Here is a 15,550-nt window from a genome sequence, read left to right as displayed (position 1 = left end):
GCGATGATCCGGCGGCTCAGCGGCGGACGCCCACGCCGCCGAAGCCGTGCGACACCCCCGCCTGAGGCTCGCCGTCCGGACGCCAGTCGGCCAGCCAGGCAAGGCCGGGCTCGACCAGCTCGTACCCGTCGAAGAAACGCAGGATGTCGGCGCGGGTCCGGGGCACCAGCGGGGCGGTGCTCTGCTGGTAGACGGCGCGGCCCTGCTGCGCGGGCAGCGGCGGGGCGCCGTCGAGGGTCAGGTGGGACAGCAGCAGCCGGCTGCCCGGGACGGTGGCGTCACGCAGCCGCGCGACGGCCGCGTACGGGTCCTCCGCGTCGGGCACGAAGTGCAGCACCGCCACCAGAAGCACGGCGACCGGCCGGGTGAAGTCGATCGACGCCGTCACGTCGGGGTGGGCGAGCAGTTCGTCGGGCCGGCGCAGGTCACCCTCGACGACGACCGTGCGGGCCGCGTCGCCGAGCAGTTGCCGGGCGTACGCGACGGCGACCTCGTCGTAGTCGACGTAGACGACCCGGGAGTCGGGGGCTATGGACTGCACCACCTCGTGCACGTTGCCCTGGGTGGGCAGCCCCGCGCCGATGTCGAGGAACTGCCGTACGCCCTGCTCGACGGCGTGCCGGACGGCGCGGCGCAGGAACGCGCGGTTGGTCTGGGCGGCGACGCCGGTGTCGGGGAAGATCTCCAGGACCTGCCTGGCGGCGGCCCGGTCGATGGCGAAGTTGTGGCAGCCGCCGAGGTAGTAGTCGTACATCCGGGCGACGTTCGGCCTGCTGTCGGCGGCGGCGCCCGGCCCGGGGGTGGTCGCGGTCGGTAGCGGCTCGCTGGTCACGGGTGTCCTCCACGGGAGCGGGTCGGCGCCTGCCGCGCGGCCAGCCCCCGCAGCGAGTGCGCCCTGAATGTGTAGCACCCCGCGCGGCTGCCCGCAGACCCGTCGTGTCGTTGATCCGGTTGTGTCCGTCGACCACCGGGACGACGGTGGGCTGCGGGCGTCGGCCGGGCCGACGCCGCGAGGTCGAGGAGGTCGCCATGACCCGTCAGCGGGAGACCGTCGAGGTCGACCCGGTTCTGTTCCGCGCCGTGTACGACTCACCGGCCTCGCTGCCCGGCCAGCACCGCTGGGTCACCCCCGAGCAGGACGTACGCCGGATCGAGAAGCTGCTCGGCATGCCGGCGCGCAGCATCGGCGCGCCCCTGTGGGTCAGCGGCGACGAGCCGGACTGCCCGAAGTGCGGCCGGCGGATGACCTGGCTGGACATCATTTCGTCGGCCCTGCACGGGGTGCACGACCGGGCAATGATCACCCGCGTGATCCTCGGTGAGCGCCGGTACGTCAACACCGAGGTCCCGGACGCGATCCCCGGGGTGCACTGCGTCGACTGCCGGAACCCGATCGACGGGCTGCGCAGCTTCAAGTGCCACAACTGGGCGTACGCCTTCGAGGCGCTGGAGGACGTCGTCGAGCGGATGTCCGGCGTGGTGCAGGCGGGGCCCGACCCCGCCTCGCCTCGGGCGTGAGAAGGGGACCTTTCTCTACCGTAGGCGTTAACAGGGGGCCCTTCCTTACCGGCGGGCACCGCCGGAAGCGGGCGGGTCGCCGGGGGCGTCACCGGCCAGGTAAACGGCAGGTGAACTTTTGATAGACTGAGCCATGATGAACACCGGTTTGTCAGCTGTTCCACCGTTCAGCGACGATTTGTACCAGGACATCGTCCGGTTCGCGGACGGCACACCGGAGCCCGTCCAGTGGTTCGCCGCGCACTTCACCGAGTGGTCGATCGTCCTGCTCGGGCTGATTCTGGTGGCGGCGGCCCTGCCGAAGCTGGGCACCGGGCCGCGCAACCTGGCCCTCGCCCTGGCCGCGCCGGTCACCGTGGTCCTCGCGTACGGCGGCAGCGAGCTGCTCAAGATCGTCGTGGACGAGGACCGCCCCTGCCGCGCCCCGGTCGACCTGGCGATCATCGCTGGCCGGTGCCCGCCCGCCGGAGACTGGTCCTTCCCGAGCAACCACTCCACCATCGCCGGAGCGCTGGCGGCGGCGATCCTGCTGCTCTCCCCCCGACTCGCCTGGTACGCGATCCCACTGGCCGTGTTCGCCGCGTTCTCCCGCGTCTTCGTCGGGTTGCACTACCCGCACGACGTGCTCGCCGGCCTGCTGCTCGGCGCACTGGTCACCACCGTCGGCACACCGCTGCTGGCCCGGCCCGCTAACGAACTTTTGCGCCGCCGTGCCCGCCCGGTGAAAGGAGGGGCCCCCTGTTAACGCCTGCGGTATAGAAGGGTCCCCTTCTCACGAACAGAGTCCGCGCAACGAGCGGGGCGGGCGCAACGTGCGGGGCGAGGCGCGCGCGGTGCGGCAAGCAAGCGGGGGGCATTTTTTTGAAAACGAGCGGGGGGCCGCGGTGCGGCGAACGAGCGGACGGCGGCGGCGGGGGGTCCTTCGCGAGCGCGGCGACCGAGCGGGGGCCGCGGTGCGGCGAACGAGCGGAGGGCGGCGGGGGCGGCGAGCGAGCGCGGCGAACGAGCGGGGGCGGCGAGCAGGTAGGCGCGGCGGGCCGCAGAAGGCGGCGGGGTGAACGCGGTCAGCGGGTGAGTAGCAGGGCGGCGACCGCGCCGAGGGCCAGGAACGGCCCGAACGGCAGGTGGCTGGACCAACGAACCCGGCGGGCCAGCAGCAGCGCCAGGCTGGTCAGGGCGGACAGCGTGAACGTGACCAGCAGGCCGAGCACGAGGACAGGCCAGCCGTACCAGCCGAGCAGCGCGCCCACCCCGAGCGCCAGCTTGGCGTCGCCGAGGCCGAAGCCGCGCCGCCCCAGCAGCAGGGTGGTGGCGGCGAAGGCGAGCGCCAACCCGACCCCGGCGGCCACGGCCCGCAGCCAGGGGTCGGTTCCCGCCGAGGCCGCCGCCGCCACCCCGTACAGCGCCAGCACTCCTCCGGCGGCCGGCCAGGTGAGTCGGTCGGGCAGCCGGTGTACGGCCACGTCGATCAGGACCAGGGGCACCGCGCAGCAGAGCCACCAGGCGAGGGCCGCCCGCTCGGCCGGCGTTCCAGGCACCGCCACCAGCGTCGCCAGCGCCGCGAGCGCGGCCAGCTCGACCGTGCCGGGCGGCGCGCCGACCCGGGCTCGGCAACCGGCGCAGCGCGCCGCCGGGCCCAGCGCCGGCCAGGGCCGGTCGAGCCCGAGCGGCGTGCCGCAGCGCGGGCAGGCGACCCGGTCCGGCTCTCCCGGTGGTACGGCGTACCGGGCGACGGCGAGACGGAGCAGTGGCGTGCCGGCCAGGAGGGCCGTCAGGCGTACCAGGAAACGCCGGCCCGTGGCGGCCGGAGCGGGCGGAGTGCGGGCCGGAAGAGGCGGGGGCCGGAGCCGTTCCCTGGTCACGCCCGGCTCCGGGACCCGGGCACCCCTGGCCAGGGCGACACGCTGAGTAGTTCTCGGGTGGCCGTGGTGTAGCGGATGGTGCGGAATCCGACCCCCACGCGATCCGCCGCACCGGCGGCCGGGCACAACGCTCGATCGACGACGGCCCCCCGCCAACGGGAGAGCAATCCGGACCTATGCCCCTGAAGCACCCCAGTACCTCGACCGAACGGGCCAGCAACTTTCGGCCCCTCGACACCGCGACGGGGGTCACCGCACGCCCGTGGGCGGCGACACGGGGGATCGATGCCCACCATCCGCGATCGCCACCATTCCTTACCGAGAGTATTCGAACAAATTGCCTCTGTTGCATCACCAGGTGTCAGCTTATGCTCGCCCCTTAAGCACGGCGCAACCCCCAGCGTGGGGCGTCGGAGCCCGCAGAAGACGACGATGCACGACTCTTAGAAGATCAGCATAGGTAAATGCGGCGGCAACGCGAAAGGTCCGAATGAGTTGATCCGGCCGCGTTGCCGCACGCCCGGAGACGGTGGGTGCGCCCCCGCCCGGTCGCCAGCGAGGAGGCGCGGCGTTGCGAACACGGCATCCCGGCCGATGGATGATCTTACTGGTCATGGTCCTGACCGCCGCGCCGACGGCAGCCTGCGGCACGGAGCCCGAGGCCAGCGCACGCCCCCTCGCGGCAGCACGGTCGAGCGCCGCCCCGACCCATTCCGCCGCCGAGGAACGGGCGGCCCGCGAGGCGGCGCTCGCCGCCTATTCCGGATATCTCGCAGCGTCCCGGGCCGCGAGCCGACGCAGCGATCCGCGCCACCCGGAACTGGTCAGATTCCTGGCCGATCCGTTGTTGACCAGGGTCCGACTGGTAATTCGCGATGCGAAGGAGCACGGTGCCGTGCGTACCGGAACGTTCGTCTCCGACCCCACCGTCACCTCGGTGAACCTGGACTCCGTCCCGGCCACCGTGGACATCCAGGACTGCCTGGACACCACCGGCTACCGGCTGGTCTACGCCAAGACCAAACGGGTGGTGCCCGGCTCGGGGGGCAGCCGGCACCTGGCCACCGCGACGGCCACCCGGTACCCGGACGGCCGCTGGCTGATCAGCTACGGCGCCGGCCACGAGGACCAGCCGTGCTGACCCGGCGGGGTCGCGGCGGTACGGGTCCGGCCACCCGACCCGCGCGGCTGCTCGCCGCGATCGGCCTGGCCCTCCTGCTCGCCGTCGCGGCGGCCCCGCCCGCCGCCACCGTGGCGGCGGCCCGGGAGGGCGGCATCGAGTGCCCCATCGGCCAGAACGACTGCGACGTCTGGGACGACGACCCGGGCACGCCGGGCAACCCGGGCAATCCCGGCGGCGGGGATCCCGGCGACGGCGAGTCCGGCGGGGGCGGCAAGTGCCAGTGGAACGGCAAGGTCATCCCCTGCTACGACAACGTCCTCGGCTGGTTCAACAACGGCGACGGCTGCTACTACAAGTTGGCGGAGCCGCAGCCCGAGGGCACCCCCGAGGGCCAGCAGTGGTACCTGGCCACCTGCAACGGCGGCGATCTTGGCAGCCAGCGCCCCGTCCTGCTGGACGCCCCGCCGCCCGGCTACGGAACCCCGCCCGACCCGGAGGAGCTGGCCCGCCGGGCGCTCGCCTCGATCTCGCTGCTGCCGCCCCGGGTGGCCATCGCCCCCCGCAAGGACGTCGGCCCCGGGCTGGTCGGCCTGCCGGTGTGGATGTGGGCGAGCCCGGGCCGAAACTACTTCGGCCCGCTGAGGGCCTCGGCGTCCGACCGGGGCCTGACGGTGAGCATCACCGCGACCGTCGACGAGATCGTGTGGGACATGGGCAACGGCGATCAGGTCACCTGCGACGACCCCGGCACCCCGTACGACCCGAAGGGCCCCGACGCCGGCCGTCCCTCCCCCGACTGCGGCTACCACGGCGGCTACGCGAAGGCCGACACGTACGACGTCAGCGCCACCACCCACTGGACCGTCCGCTGGTCCGGTGGCGGCCAGAGTGGCGAGATCCCGCAGACCCGGACGAGCGGCACCGTCCAGATCCAGATCGACGAACTTCAGGTGGTGACGCGGTGAGTCTCGCTACGCGCAACGGGACCGGGCAACCGGTGGACGCTCCCGTCGCCCCGCCCCGGGTGGTCCGGCAGCGGCGCGTCCGTCCCGGCCTGCTCGGCCTCGCCGTGCTGCTGATCGCCCTCGGCGGCCTCGGCGCGGCGTTCGCGGTCACCTCCGTCCGGGCCACCGGCAGCTACCTGGCGGTCGCCCGCCCGGTCGAGGTGGGCCGGACGTTGGGCGCGGACGACCTGGTCACCGTGCAGGTTGCCGGCGGCCAAGGGCTGCGGCCGGTGCCGGCGGCGCAGCTCGACGACGTGGTCGGCATGCGGGCAGCCGTCGCCCTCACCCCGGGCACCCTGCTGACCCTCGGCCAGCTCACCGACGATCCGCTGCTCGGCCCCGGCCAGCAGCAACTCGCACTCGACCTCGCCCCGGGCCGGGTGCCGGCGAAGCGGCTGCACCCCGGCGACCGGGTGCTGCTGGTCAGCACCCCGGACCGCAGCGCGAACGGGCAGCCGGCCACCAGCACCCGCTTCGAGGCGACCGTGATCGACACGGCGACCCCCAGCACCAGCAGCGTGGTGGTCTACGTCGCGCTCACCGCCCGGGACGTGCCCGCCGTGGTGGCGCTCGCCGCCCAGAGCCGGATCGCGGTCGTGCTGACCCGGGCGGCCTGAGCATGGCGATCATCGCGCTGGTCTCGGCCAAGGGCTCGCCGGGCGTCACCGCGTCCGCGCTCGCCTGCGCCCTGACCTGGCACCGGCGGCTGATCCTCGCCGAGTGCGACCCGGCCGGCGGCTCGATCCTCGCCGGCTACCTCGGCGGGGCGCTGGACGGCCCCCGGGGCATCGGCGAGTTGGCCGTGGGGGAGTTGCGCGACGGCAGCCTGGAGACGGCGTTCTGGTCGCAACTGGTCGACCTGGACGCCCCGCGCCGGGAACGGCTGCTGCTGCCCGGCGTCGTGGACCCGGCCCAGGCCGGCAGCGTCGCCCCGCTCTGGCAGCGGTTCACCGACTTCTTCCTCGACCTGGAGCACGGCGACCCCCCGTACGACGTGCTGGTCGACTGCGGGCGGCTCCAGGTGACCGGCCCGCCGTGGCCGATCCTGCGCGCCGCCGCCGTGGTCCTCCTGGTCACCCGGGCGCGGCTGCCCGACCTCTCCGCCACCCAGGCCATGGTCCGGGCGATCGAGCGGGACTTCACCGAGCACCGGGTCCCGCCGGGCACGCTGCGGCTGCTGCCGATCGGTGACGGCCACGGGCGGGGCGAGATCAGCAAGGCGCTGCGGCTGCCGGTGATCGCGCGACTGCCGGACGACCCGCGTACCGCAGAGGTGTTGACCCTCGGCGGGACCGTGCGGGCCGGACGGCCGCTGATGCGCGCGGCCGGCGCGCTGGAGGTGCCGGTCCGGGCGCTGCTGGACCGCCGCCGGGCCAGGCTGGCCTGGCCGGTCACCCAGGGGGTGCCGGGTGCGGTTTGAGCCGGTTTCACACGACCCCCGGGTGGCGCGGCAGGCCGGCGCGACGTCCATCGCGCCGCCGCTGTCCGGCGCGCCGAACGGTGGCCATGCGCAGCCCGCGCCGCACGGCGGCCACCAGCAGCCCGCGCCGCCGGTGGGGGCCGCGTCGGCGCCGCCCGTCGCGCCAGCACCGCCCCGGCCCCGGGTGGACTTCGCGGTGGTACGGGAGCTGCGCCGGGAGCTCAGCGAGCGGCTCACCCTGTGGCAGCGCGGCCGGGAGTTCGACGCCGACGCCGAGGACGTCGAGCGGGCCCGGCTCGCCGTCGCGGTGGTCGCCGAGTACGCCGACGCGGTCCGCCGGGCCGGCACCCCGATGGCCGCCGGGGAGGAGCGGCTGCTGCTCGACCAGGTGACCGCCGAGTTGGTCGGCCTGGGGCGGCTCCAGACGCTGCTGGTCGACGGCACCATCGAGGAGGTGCACATCCTCGGCTGCGACCAGGTGCGCATCACCCGGCACGGTGGCGGGGTCGACTGGGCCGACCCGATCGCCGACAGCGACGACGAGCTGGTGGAGATCCTCCAGGCTGCGGCGCGGCGGGCCGGGGCGACCGAGCGGTCGCTGTCCACCTCGAAGCCGACCCTGGACCTGCAACTTCCCGACGGCAGCCGGCTGGCCGCGGTGTTCCTGGTCAGCCACCGCCCGTACGCGGTGATCCGCAAGCACAACACCCTCGAGGTGAGTCTCGACGACATCGCCGGTGGCCGGGGCGACCTGGACGAGATGATCGACCCGCTGCTACGTGACTTCCTCCGGGCGTCCATGCGGGCCGGGCTGAACATCATGGTCGCGGGGCTGGCCGGAGCGGGGAAGACCACCGTCATTCGGGCGTTGATGGACGAGATCCCGGCCGACGAGCCGTACGTGCTGCTGGAGGAGAGCCGGGAGCTGCTGCCCACCCGCCGGGGGCACAAGCACCGGGCGGTGATGAGCTTCGAGGCCCGGGAGGGGCACGGCGAGCGCGGGCTGGACGGCCGGCCGGCCGGCGAGGTGAGCATCGCCGACCTGATCCCCGTCTCGCTGCGGATGGGCGTGCTACGGATCATCGTCGGCGAGGTGCGGTCCCGGGAGATCGTGCCGATGCTCCAGGCCATGACCACCAGCCGGGGGTCGATGTGCACCATCCACGCCCGTTCACCGGGCGGGGTGGGCGAACGGATCGTCGAGCTGGCGCTCTCCCACGGCCGGGAAATGACCGTCGACCAGGCCCGCCGGATGGCCGGCAACGCCCTCGACCTGATCGTCTACGTCACCGTGGAGGACGAGACCGCGATCGGCGGACGCAAGCACCGCTTCGTCTCCCACGTGGAGGAGGTCATCGGCGTCGGCGAGGGCAGCCGGATCACCACCACCACAGTCTTCGGCCCCGGCCCGGACGGCCGGGCCGTCCCTCGGCACCTGCCGGAGCGTGTCCGCGACCAGTTGCTGCGGGTGGGCTACGACGCCCGGCTGCTGGGCCGCTGGATCGAGGCCGGCGCCGGGGCCTGGCGGCGGCCCCGGCACACCCGGCTCGGCGCGAGGGCGGTGGCCCGGTGACCGCGAACATCGAGCTGGTGGCCGTGGTCTCCGGCGCGGCGTGCGTGGCCGGCCTGGTGCTGGCCGTCGTGGCGCTGGTCGGCACCACCCGGCCGGCCGGCCCGGCACCGGGCGCGAGGCCCGGCGGAGGGCTGAGCCGGCTCTGGCTCGGCTCCGGCACGCCCCGTCAGCGGCGCAACCATCAGGTCCTGCTCGGCGGGGCGGCGCTGGCCGGCGCGGTGGCGTTCCTGCTCACCGGGCTGCCGGTGGTCGGCCTGCTGGTCGCCGTGGCGGTGCCCGGCGCGCCGTGGCTGTTCTCCGTGGGCCGGGCCGAGCAGCAAGCCATCGCCCGGATCGAGGCGGTCGGGGAGTGGACCCGCCGGCTCAAGGACGTCTCGTCCACCGGCCAGGGCCTCCAGCAGGCCATCCTCGGCACGCTCGCCACCGCCCCCGAGGAGATCGAGGAGGAGGTACGGCTGCTCGCCGCCCGCCTCCAGGCCGGCTGGCTCGCGAAGTCCGCGCTGCTCGCGTTCGCCGACGAGATCGGCGACCCGGTGTGCGATCAGGTGGTGGCGGCGCTGATCCTGCACCTGTCCGACCGGGGCGAGCGGCTCGGTGACGTGCTCGGCTCGATCGCGGGGGCCGCCGCCGCCGAGGTCGCCACCCGGCGGGAGATCGAGGCGAAGCGTACCCAGCCGCGCTTCGCGGTCCGCTTCCTCACCGGGATGACCCTGCTGACCCTGGCGTACGGGCTGGTCAACACCGACTACATCCGCCCGTACGGCACGCCGTTCGGGCAGCTCGTGATGTTCGTGCTCGGCTCGGCGTTCGTCGGGCTGCTGGCCTGGGTGCGGGCGATGAGCCAGCCGCCCCGGCCGGCGCGTTTCCTGCCCGCCCCCAACCTGTCGGAGGTGATCGGGTGAACGTGGGGAGTGCGTCAGCGAGCTTCGCGGCTGGTCCCGGCGGGCCCGCACACCGGCGGACTGCGGACGGAGGGCGGCACCGGTGATCCTCAACTGGCACCTGACCCTGGCCGTCGGCGGCGGCGCGGCGGTGGGGCTCGGGCTGTTCCTGGTGGTCCGGGAGGCGCTGCCGGCCGCACCCGCGCTCGGCCCCGCCCTGCGCCGGCTGCACCAGCCGCCGGGCACCGGCCGGGCCGTCAAGGGGAGCAGCCTCGACTGGATCGGCGGGTTCGCCCGCTGGCTGAGCCCGCCACACCGGCAGCTCGCCCTGCTCGACCGCACGCCCGAGCAGTACGCCCTGTCCCTGCTGCTCTCCGCCCTGGTGGGGCTGGTGACCCCGGCCTTCGTCGGCGCGGTGCTCTTCCTCGGCGGCGTGTCCGTGCCGCTGACCGTGCCGCTGGTGGGCAGCATCGGCATGGCGTTCGTCGCCGCCCTGGTGGCGCACCGCAGCGTGCTGGCCCGGGCCGACGCCGCCCGGGACGAGTTCCGCCAGGCGGTCTGCACCTACCTGGATCTGGTGGCGTTGCAGCTCTCGGCCGCGCACGGCCCGGTGCAGGCCCTGGAGCGGGCTGCCGCGGTCTGCGACGGCTGGGTCTTCGACCGGATCCGGGAGTCGCTGCGGATCGCCCAGATGCAGATGCACTCGCCCTGGGACGAGCTGCGCGAGCTGGCCGACCGGATCGGCATCCCGGAGCTGGGCGACGTCGGGGCGATCATGCGCTCGTCCGGCAGCGAGGGCGCGCAGGTGCACGAGACGCTGCGCAGCCGGGCCGACTCCCTGCGCGACCAGATCCGCACCGACAATCTGGCCCGCGCCGAGGCGGTCACCAGCCGGCTGGACATCCCGGGCTCCCTGCTGGTCTTCGTGCTGCTCGGCTTCGCCGTCTACCCGTTCATCGCCCGGTTGTGAACCCCTCCCCTCCCGAAGGAGCAACGTCATGCACCTCATCGCCTATCTGCACGTCGCGCTGACGACACGGCTGGCCGAGCTGCGCCGCGACGGCGAACGCGGCGACAGCCCCGTCCCGACCGCGGTGATCATCTTTGGGTTGGTCGCCGTGGCGATGGCCGTCACCGGGCTCGCCCTGGCCAAGGCCAACAACTGGATGAACGCCATCCCGAACAACCAGGCCCCGACGGCCCCGTAGTGCCGGACCGTACCGCGCGCGTGGACCGGAGCCGGTCGGCACCCGCCGACGGGCCCGCCGGGCTGCGCCGCCACGGGGCACGCCGGTCAGGGGTAAGGCTCGGTCAGCGGACCCGGCGGCGGCTCACCGGCGGCGTACGGCTCGGCCAGGCGGCTCGGCGGCGGCTCACCGGCGGCGGGGCGGAGCGGGGGGCCAACCCGGTGGAGCTGGCGGTGGTGATGCCGGCGATCCTGGTGCTGCTCTTCGCCTCGATCCAGGTCGCCGCCTGGTTCGTCGCCCGCGCCACCGCGCTGAACGCGGCGCAGAGCGCGGTCAACGCCCAGCGCCTCCACGAGGCCCCGGCCGGTGCCGGCGAGGCGCGGGCGGTCGACTTCCTCACCGCCGCCGGGGACTGGCTGGTCGGCTGGGACCAGCCGGGTCCGGCCTGCGTGACCACCATCGCCGACACCGCCGAGGTGATCTGCACGGTCAGCGGAGACTCTCTGTCGGTCATCCCCGGCGTCAGCTTCCCGGTGCGCCAGACCGCCCACGGCACGGTCGAACGGTGGACGACGGGATGAGCCGCGCGCCCCGCCCCGCAGCCGAACGCGGCTCCGTCGCCGTCGAGGTGGCCGTCCTCGCCCCGGCGTTCATCGCTCTGATCGTGCTGGCCGGTGTGGCCGGGCGTACGGCGATCGCGCAGGAGGCCGTCCAGTCGGCGGCGCACGACGCCGCGCGCGCCGCGTCCATCTCCCGCGACGCCGGGACGGCCCGCGACCGGGCCTTGGCTGCGGCGCAGGGCCAGCTCGACTGGCAGCGGGCGAACTGCGCCGGCCAGCCCTCGCTCACCCTGCGCGGCTCGGTGAACGGCGCGCCGGCCAGCTTCGCCGACGCGTTCGACAGCGGCCCCGGGACGCCCGCCGCCGTGACGGTGGAGGTCACCTGCACGGTCACCTTCACCGACATCGACCTGGCACTGCTGCCCGACATGGCGGCCAGCCGGACGATCTCGGCCAGCTTCACCTCCCCGCTGGACCGCTACCGGAGCCGGTCGTGACCGCCCGCGCCCCCGGTGGAGCCGTGCACACCGCCCCCGACGGTCCGCGCGAGGGTGTGGCCACCGCCCCCGCCGGTGGCCCGGGCCGCCGGTGGCGCGGCGACGAGGGCCGGGTCAGTCTGTTCCTCGCGGCGGCGATGATCGGCGTCCTCGCGATCATCGGCCTGGCCTTCGACGGTGCCGGGCAACTCCGCTCCCGGCAACTGGCCGACAACCTGGCGGCCGAGGCGGCCCGCACCGGCGGCCAGTCGATCGACCGGGCGAAGGCCATCGAGGGCGGCAGCAAGGAGATCGACGAGGCGGCGGCCAGGACGGCGGTGACGAGCTACCTCGCCGCCGCCGGGGCCACCGACCACGACGTCGAGTTCCCCGTCGTCGGCGGGGAGAAGCTGATCCGGGTCCGGGTCACCGTCACCTACGACCGCTACCTGCTCGGCTTCTTCGGCTTCGGTGACGCCGTCACCGTCTCCGGCGAGGCCACCGCACGCGCCCTAACCGAGGGCCCCTAGGAAGGGAAGGCACGCCATGGCCGCACCGGGTCGCTCCGCCGTACGGCGGGTCGGGCAGGTACTCACCGGGTTCGGCGCGCTGGTCGTGCTGATCGCGGTACTGGTCGGGGGGCCGGTGGCGCTGATCGCCTTCGCCGGGAACCCGCTGCCCGACCACGTACCCACCCTCGCCGAGATCGGCGCCACGCTGACCAGCCGCGACGACGGTCAGCTCTTCCTGCGGGCGCTGGCCCTGGTCGGCTGGTTCGGCTGGGCCACCTTCGCCTTCTCCGTGCTCGTGGAGCTGGGCGCGCAGTCGCTGCGCCGGCCGGCACCCCGGCTGCCCGGCATGAGCCGGCAACAGCGGGCCGCGGCGGCACTGGTCGGCTCGGTGGCCCTGATCGTGGCGGCGAGCCCGGCCGCTGCCAGCGCGGCCACCGTGCTCTCCGGCCCGTACCCCGCCGCCGTCGCGCCCGCTGTCGCCGCCCCGGCGGCCCGCCCGGTCACCGCGACGCCGGTGGTCGACGCCCGCTCCGCAACGCCGGTGGCCGACCTGCCACGGGAGACGGAGCCCGCGGTGTACCGGGTGGCGAAGGGTGACTACCTGGGCGAGGTGGCCGAGCGCTACCTCGACGACTTCGACCGCTACCGGGACGTGGCGAAGCTGAACCGCCTGCGCGACCCGGACCGCATCCGCCCCGGGCAGTTGATCACCCTGCCCGACGGCGTCCACGACGCCGGGGCCCGCACCCACGCGACCGGCAAGCTCGTGGTCCGGCCCACGACGCCCGCCCCCGGTGGCACGACCACCCCCCGGCCACCGTCGTCCCCTGCCAACCCGCCGGCCGCCGACGCTCCGGCGGCACCGGGGGCGACGCCGCCGTCGTCACGGGCCACCCGCCCCACTCCCGGGCCGTCCGCCGCCCAGCCCACCGGCCAGCCGCCGGCCGGTTCGTCGTCGGCCGGCTCGTCGCACGGCACCCAGCAGATCGCCCAGCCGCCCGGCGGGCCGCAGCCGGCGATGGCCGCCGGGGCGTCCCGGGCGGGCGCGGGGGACCAGGTGAACCGGCCGCTCGCGGTCTCCGCGGTGCTCGCCGTCGCCAGCATCGTCGGGGCGCAGATCGGGGCGGTCCTCGGGTTGCGCCGCCGGCCGGCGATCGCCAGGGCCACCAGCGGCGCGCGTGCCCTCGTCACCGGCCGACACCGCCGGGACTGACCTCCGCGACTCCAGGTCGGCGATATTGCGGCATCCGGCGCAGGAGAAACCGCCATGCCGGCGACATTGCGGCGGCGTCTCCGGCCCACGCCGAGCCAGGCGGGCCCGCTCACGCCGAGCCAAGCGGGCCCGCCCACGCCGAGCCAGGCGCGTTGAGCCCAGGCGGGCCTGGGCTCGTCGCTCTCAGGGCAGCCGCGCCTCCAGGACCCCGTCGACCACGCGGGTCGGCAGGACCTGCTGGTCGTTGCCGGACGGCCCGTGCATGACCTCGCCCCCGTTGAGCCGGAACGCGCTGCCGTGCCACGGGCAGACGACGCAGGCGTGCCCGTCGATCTCGGTGACCTCGCCCTCGCCGAGCGGGCCGCTCTGGTGCGGGCAGCGTTCCAGCATCACCGTCACCTCGTCGCCGTGCCGGTAGAGGATCACCGAGACGTCGTCCATCTCACGGGTGACCAGCTTCCGCTGGGGCAGCGCGGCGAGGTCCGCCAGCGCGTGCCAGCCCTCGCCGATCCGGTGCAGCTCGGAGACGCTCTGGTTGACCTGCGCCCCCTGCTTGTACGCCAGGTGCCCACCGAGGTACGCGCCCGCGCTCGCCGCGCTGATCCCGAGGTACGCCAGCGCCCGCCCCGCCCCGTGCCGCCCGTTGAGCCGGGCCGCCAGCGAACCCGCGTACAGGGTCAGAGCGATGGTGTTCGACGCGGCGTGCACCAGCCCGATGCGGCGCTGGTCCCGGGAGAGGGCCGCCCAGTCGTTCAGCCCGGCGACCGCCGCCGGGAGGGCGCTGACCGTGCCCAGTCCGACCAGGGTGGTGGCCGCCCGGCGCTGGCCGGGCAGCAGGTCGAGCACGGCGGCGCTGATCCAGGAGCCGATCGGCACCTGCACCAGCGCCGGGTGCAGCGGGTGGCCGAGGAAGACGCCGTGCAGCAGGTCGCGGACCCGCTGAGGGCGCAGGGTGGCCTGGACGGCGCGTTGCAACCGGTCGCCGGCCCGGTCCAGCGCCGAGGCCCGTTCGATTTTTGTCAAGAGTGCCCTCATTCCGTCCGGATTCCCGGCGGAAGCGGTCGCAAACCGGGCAGCCGTGACGGGTGTCCGGCGTACGCGCGGGTCGCGCGTACGCCGGACAGGGGACGGCTTACAGCCAGGGGCCGCTGCGGCAGATGAACTGGGTGGTGCCGCTGTACTGGGTCACGCTGCCGTCGAAGTAGCTGTAGCTGGCCCGTACGGGGCGGCCGATGTTGCTGGCCGGGCAGGCGGCGAAGAGGGTCGACCCGGCGGTCGTGAAGGTGCCGACGCTGCCGGAGTACCAGGTGATGCTCCAGGTCGTCGTGCCGGTGCTGCTGGCGTCGCAGTAGAACTGCGACGCGCCGGACTCGCAGAAGGGTGCCGGGGCGGAGGCGAGGGCCGGGGTGCCGACGGCGGCGGCCAGGCCCAGGGTGGCGAGGGCGGACGCGGCCAGGACCTTGACGGTGGTACGCATGGAACCCCTCCACGTGTAGTCGAATGATCACTCAGTGCGATCGCAAGCCTAGTCACCACATCGACATACCTGAATTGGCTATTCGGTCGATCAGTCACCCGACGACCAGCGGTCGTGGTGCACCGCCTCGGCGAGGGGCCTCCGCCGTCGCCACCCGTGCCGCTCCAGGTCCGGCACGGCCTCCAGGTGGGTGACCGGCCCGACGCAGAGCCAGGCCACCGGCCGGATGCCCTCCGGGACGCCCAGCAGCTCGGCCAGGAACGGCTCCCGGTAAAAGGAGACCCACCCGACGCCCAGCCCCTCGGCGGTGGCGGCGAGCCAGAGGTTCTGGATGGCCAGGCAGACCGAGTAGAGGCCGGCGTCGGCGATGGCGTGCCGGCCGAGCACGGCCGGGCCGCCGCGCTGCGGGTCGTACGTGACGACGACCGACAGCGTCGACTCCAGCACCCCATCGATCTTGATAGGCGCGAACCGGTCCGCCGCCGCGCCGTCCAGGGTGGCGGCGAAGGTGGCCCGCTCGGCCTGGACGTGCCGGTGGAACCGGCGGCGGACGTCGGCGTCCCGGACCAGGACGAAGTCCCACGGCTGCGAGAAGCCGACACTGGGCGCGGCGTGTGCCGCGTCGAGGATCCGATGCAGGGTGTCGGCCGGCACCGGGTCCCCGGTGAACTGGGCCCGGACGTCCCGGCGGCGGTGAATGGCGTCGTAGAGTTCCACAGGCAGGCTCCCGCTGCGCTCGGCCCA

Annotated in this window: 19 protein-coding genes; 14 read left to right on the top strand and 5 right to left on the bottom strand. The window is 74.5% G+C overall.

Translation table 11 applies throughout. The features are described 5' to 3' along the window. Positions 1-16 precede the first annotated feature (16 nt). Positions 17-832 carry an SAM-dependent methyltransferase gene (locus MCAG_RS16050; RefSeq protein WP_304412191.1) on the bottom strand — a complete coding sequence of 272 codons (816 nt, stop codon included), beginning with the start codon at positions 830-832 and terminating at the stop codon, positions 17-19. A gap of 197 nt (positions 833-1,029) precedes the next feature. On the opposite strand from MCAG_RS16050, the gene MCAG_RS16045 reads away from it, so the two are divergent. Together MCAG_RS16045 and MCAG_RS16040 are read left to right on the top strand one after the other, a co-directional pair. Continuing rightward, positions 1,030-1,518 carry a hypothetical protein gene (locus MCAG_RS16045; RefSeq protein ID WP_007074034.1) on the top strand — a complete coding sequence of 163 codons (489 nt, stop codon included), beginning with the start codon at positions 1,030-1,032 and terminating at the stop codon, positions 1,516-1,518. 136 nt (positions 1,519-1,654) lie between these two features. Next, positions 1,655-2,263: a phosphatase PAP2 family protein gene (locus tag MCAG_RS16040; protein ID WP_232290192.1), complete on the top strand. Its 609-nt coding sequence runs from the start codon at positions 1,655-1,657 to the stop codon at positions 2,261-2,263. A gap of 319 nt (positions 2,264-2,582) precedes the next feature. Here the strand turns inward: MCAG_RS16040 and MCAG_RS16035 are convergent, their stop codons facing one another. Beyond that, the gene (locus MCAG_RS16035) at positions 2,583-3,302 is read right to left on the bottom strand and encodes an A24 family peptidase (RefSeq protein WP_050778192.1); all 720 of its coding nucleotides are present in this window, start codon (positions 3,300-3,302) and stop codon (positions 2,583-2,585) included. Between the two features lie 676 nt (positions 3,303-3,978). Between MCAG_RS16035 and MCAG_RS16030 the strand changes: the two genes are divergently transcribed. The 12 genes from MCAG_RS16030 (at position 3,979) to MCAG_RS15975 (ending at position 13,329) form a co-directional block, all read left to right on the top strand. Next, a complete protein-coding gene (locus MCAG_RS16030; RefSeq protein ID WP_232290191.1) occupies positions 3,979-4,521 on the top strand; it encodes a hypothetical protein in 543 nt (180 codons plus the stop codon). Continuing rightward, on the top strand, positions 4,515-5,468 hold the full coding sequence (locus MCAG_RS16025; RefSeq protein ID WP_157548091.1) for a hypothetical protein: 954 nt from the start codon (positions 4,515-4,517) through the stop codon (positions 5,466-5,468). Before MCAG_RS16030 ends, MCAG_RS16025 begins: the two co-directional genes overlap by 7 nt. Continuing rightward, a complete protein-coding gene (locus MCAG_RS16020) occupies positions 5,465-6,124 on the top strand; it encodes an SAF domain-containing protein (RefSeq protein WP_007074028.1) in 660 nt (219 codons plus the stop codon). The genes MCAG_RS16025 and MCAG_RS16020 overlap by 4 nt, the downstream gene beginning before the upstream one ends. Positions 6,125-6,126: 2 nt before the next feature. Next, positions 6,127-6,927 carry a hypothetical protein gene (locus tag MCAG_RS16015; protein WP_007074027.1) on the top strand — a complete coding sequence of 267 codons (801 nt, stop codon included), beginning with the start codon at positions 6,127-6,129 and terminating at the stop codon, positions 6,925-6,927. Continuing rightward, positions 6,917-8,500 carry a CpaF family protein gene (locus MCAG_RS16010; RefSeq protein WP_036373671.1) on the top strand — a complete coding sequence of 528 codons (1,584 nt, stop codon included), beginning with the start codon at positions 6,917-6,919 and terminating at the stop codon, positions 8,498-8,500. The genes MCAG_RS16015 and MCAG_RS16010 overlap by 11 nt, the downstream gene beginning before the upstream one ends. Continuing rightward, positions 8,449-9,402 (top strand): type II secretion system F family protein, encoded by a 954-nt coding sequence (locus tag MCAG_RS16005; RefSeq protein ID WP_050778191.1) that lies wholly within the window; start codon positions 8,449-8,451, stop codon positions 9,400-9,402. The genes MCAG_RS16010 and MCAG_RS16005 overlap by 52 nt, the downstream gene beginning before the upstream one ends. Before the next feature lie 85 nt (positions 9,403-9,487). Beyond that, on the top strand, positions 9,488-10,351 hold the full coding sequence (locus tag MCAG_RS16000) for a type II secretion system F family protein (protein ID WP_036377297.1): 864 nt from the start codon (positions 9,488-9,490) through the stop codon (positions 10,349-10,351). Positions 10,352-10,379: 28 nt separating this feature from the next. After that, positions 10,380-10,589: a hypothetical protein gene (locus MCAG_RS15995; RefSeq protein WP_007074023.1), complete on the top strand. Its 210-nt coding sequence runs from the start codon at positions 10,380-10,382 to the stop codon at positions 10,587-10,589. Between the two features lie 20 nt (positions 10,590-10,609). Further along, positions 10,610-11,149, top strand: coding sequence for a TadE/TadG family type IV pilus assembly protein (locus MCAG_RS34875; RefSeq protein WP_232290190.1), 540 nt, complete (start codon positions 10,610-10,612; stop codon positions 11,147-11,149). Further along, entirely contained in the window at positions 11,146-11,625 is a 480-nt protein-coding gene (locus MCAG_RS15985) for a TadE/TadG family type IV pilus assembly protein (RefSeq protein WP_036377295.1), read from the top strand. The genes MCAG_RS34875 and MCAG_RS15985 overlap by 4 nt, the downstream gene beginning before the upstream one ends. A 137-nt stretch (positions 11,626-11,762) precedes the next feature. Next, positions 11,763-12,134 (top strand): hypothetical protein, encoded by a 372-nt coding sequence (locus MCAG_RS15980; RefSeq protein ID WP_232290391.1) that lies wholly within the window; start codon positions 11,763-11,765, stop codon positions 12,132-12,134. A 16-nt stretch (positions 12,135-12,150) separates the two neighbouring features. Beyond that, positions 12,151-13,329: a LysM peptidoglycan-binding domain-containing protein gene (locus tag MCAG_RS15975; RefSeq protein WP_007074019.1), complete on the top strand. Its 1,179-nt coding sequence runs from the start codon at positions 12,151-12,153 to the stop codon at positions 13,327-13,329. A 183-nt stretch (positions 13,330-13,512) separates the two neighbouring features. On the opposite strand, the gene MCAG_RS15970 is transcribed toward MCAG_RS15975, so the two are convergent. The 3 genes from MCAG_RS15970 to bluB form a co-directional block, all read right to left on the bottom strand. Continuing rightward, positions 13,513-14,364, bottom strand: a complete 852-nt coding sequence (locus MCAG_RS15970) for a DUF2231 domain-containing protein (protein ID WP_007074018.1) — start codon at positions 14,362-14,364, stop codon at positions 13,513-13,515. 97 nt (positions 14,365-14,461) lie between these two features. Beyond that, entirely contained in the window at positions 14,462-14,806 is a 345-nt protein-coding gene (locus MCAG_RS15965; RefSeq protein ID WP_007074017.1) for a hypothetical protein, read from the bottom strand. A gap of 90 nt (positions 14,807-14,896) precedes the next feature. After that, positions 14,897-15,523: a 5,6-dimethylbenzimidazole synthase gene (gene bluB, locus MCAG_RS15960; RefSeq protein WP_036373668.1), complete on the bottom strand. Its 627-nt coding sequence runs from the start codon at positions 15,521-15,523 to the stop codon at positions 14,897-14,899. Between the last annotated feature and the right edge of the window lie 27 nt (positions 15,524-15,550).

The sequence above is a fragment of the Micromonospora sp. ATCC 39149 genome, from assembly GCF_000158815.1.
Lineage (GTDB): Bacteria > Actinomycetota > Actinomycetes > Mycobacteriales > Micromonosporaceae > Micromonospora.
The sequence above is the reverse complement of the archived record's forward strand: the minus strand, read 5'-3'. Positions and strand labels throughout refer to the sequence as shown.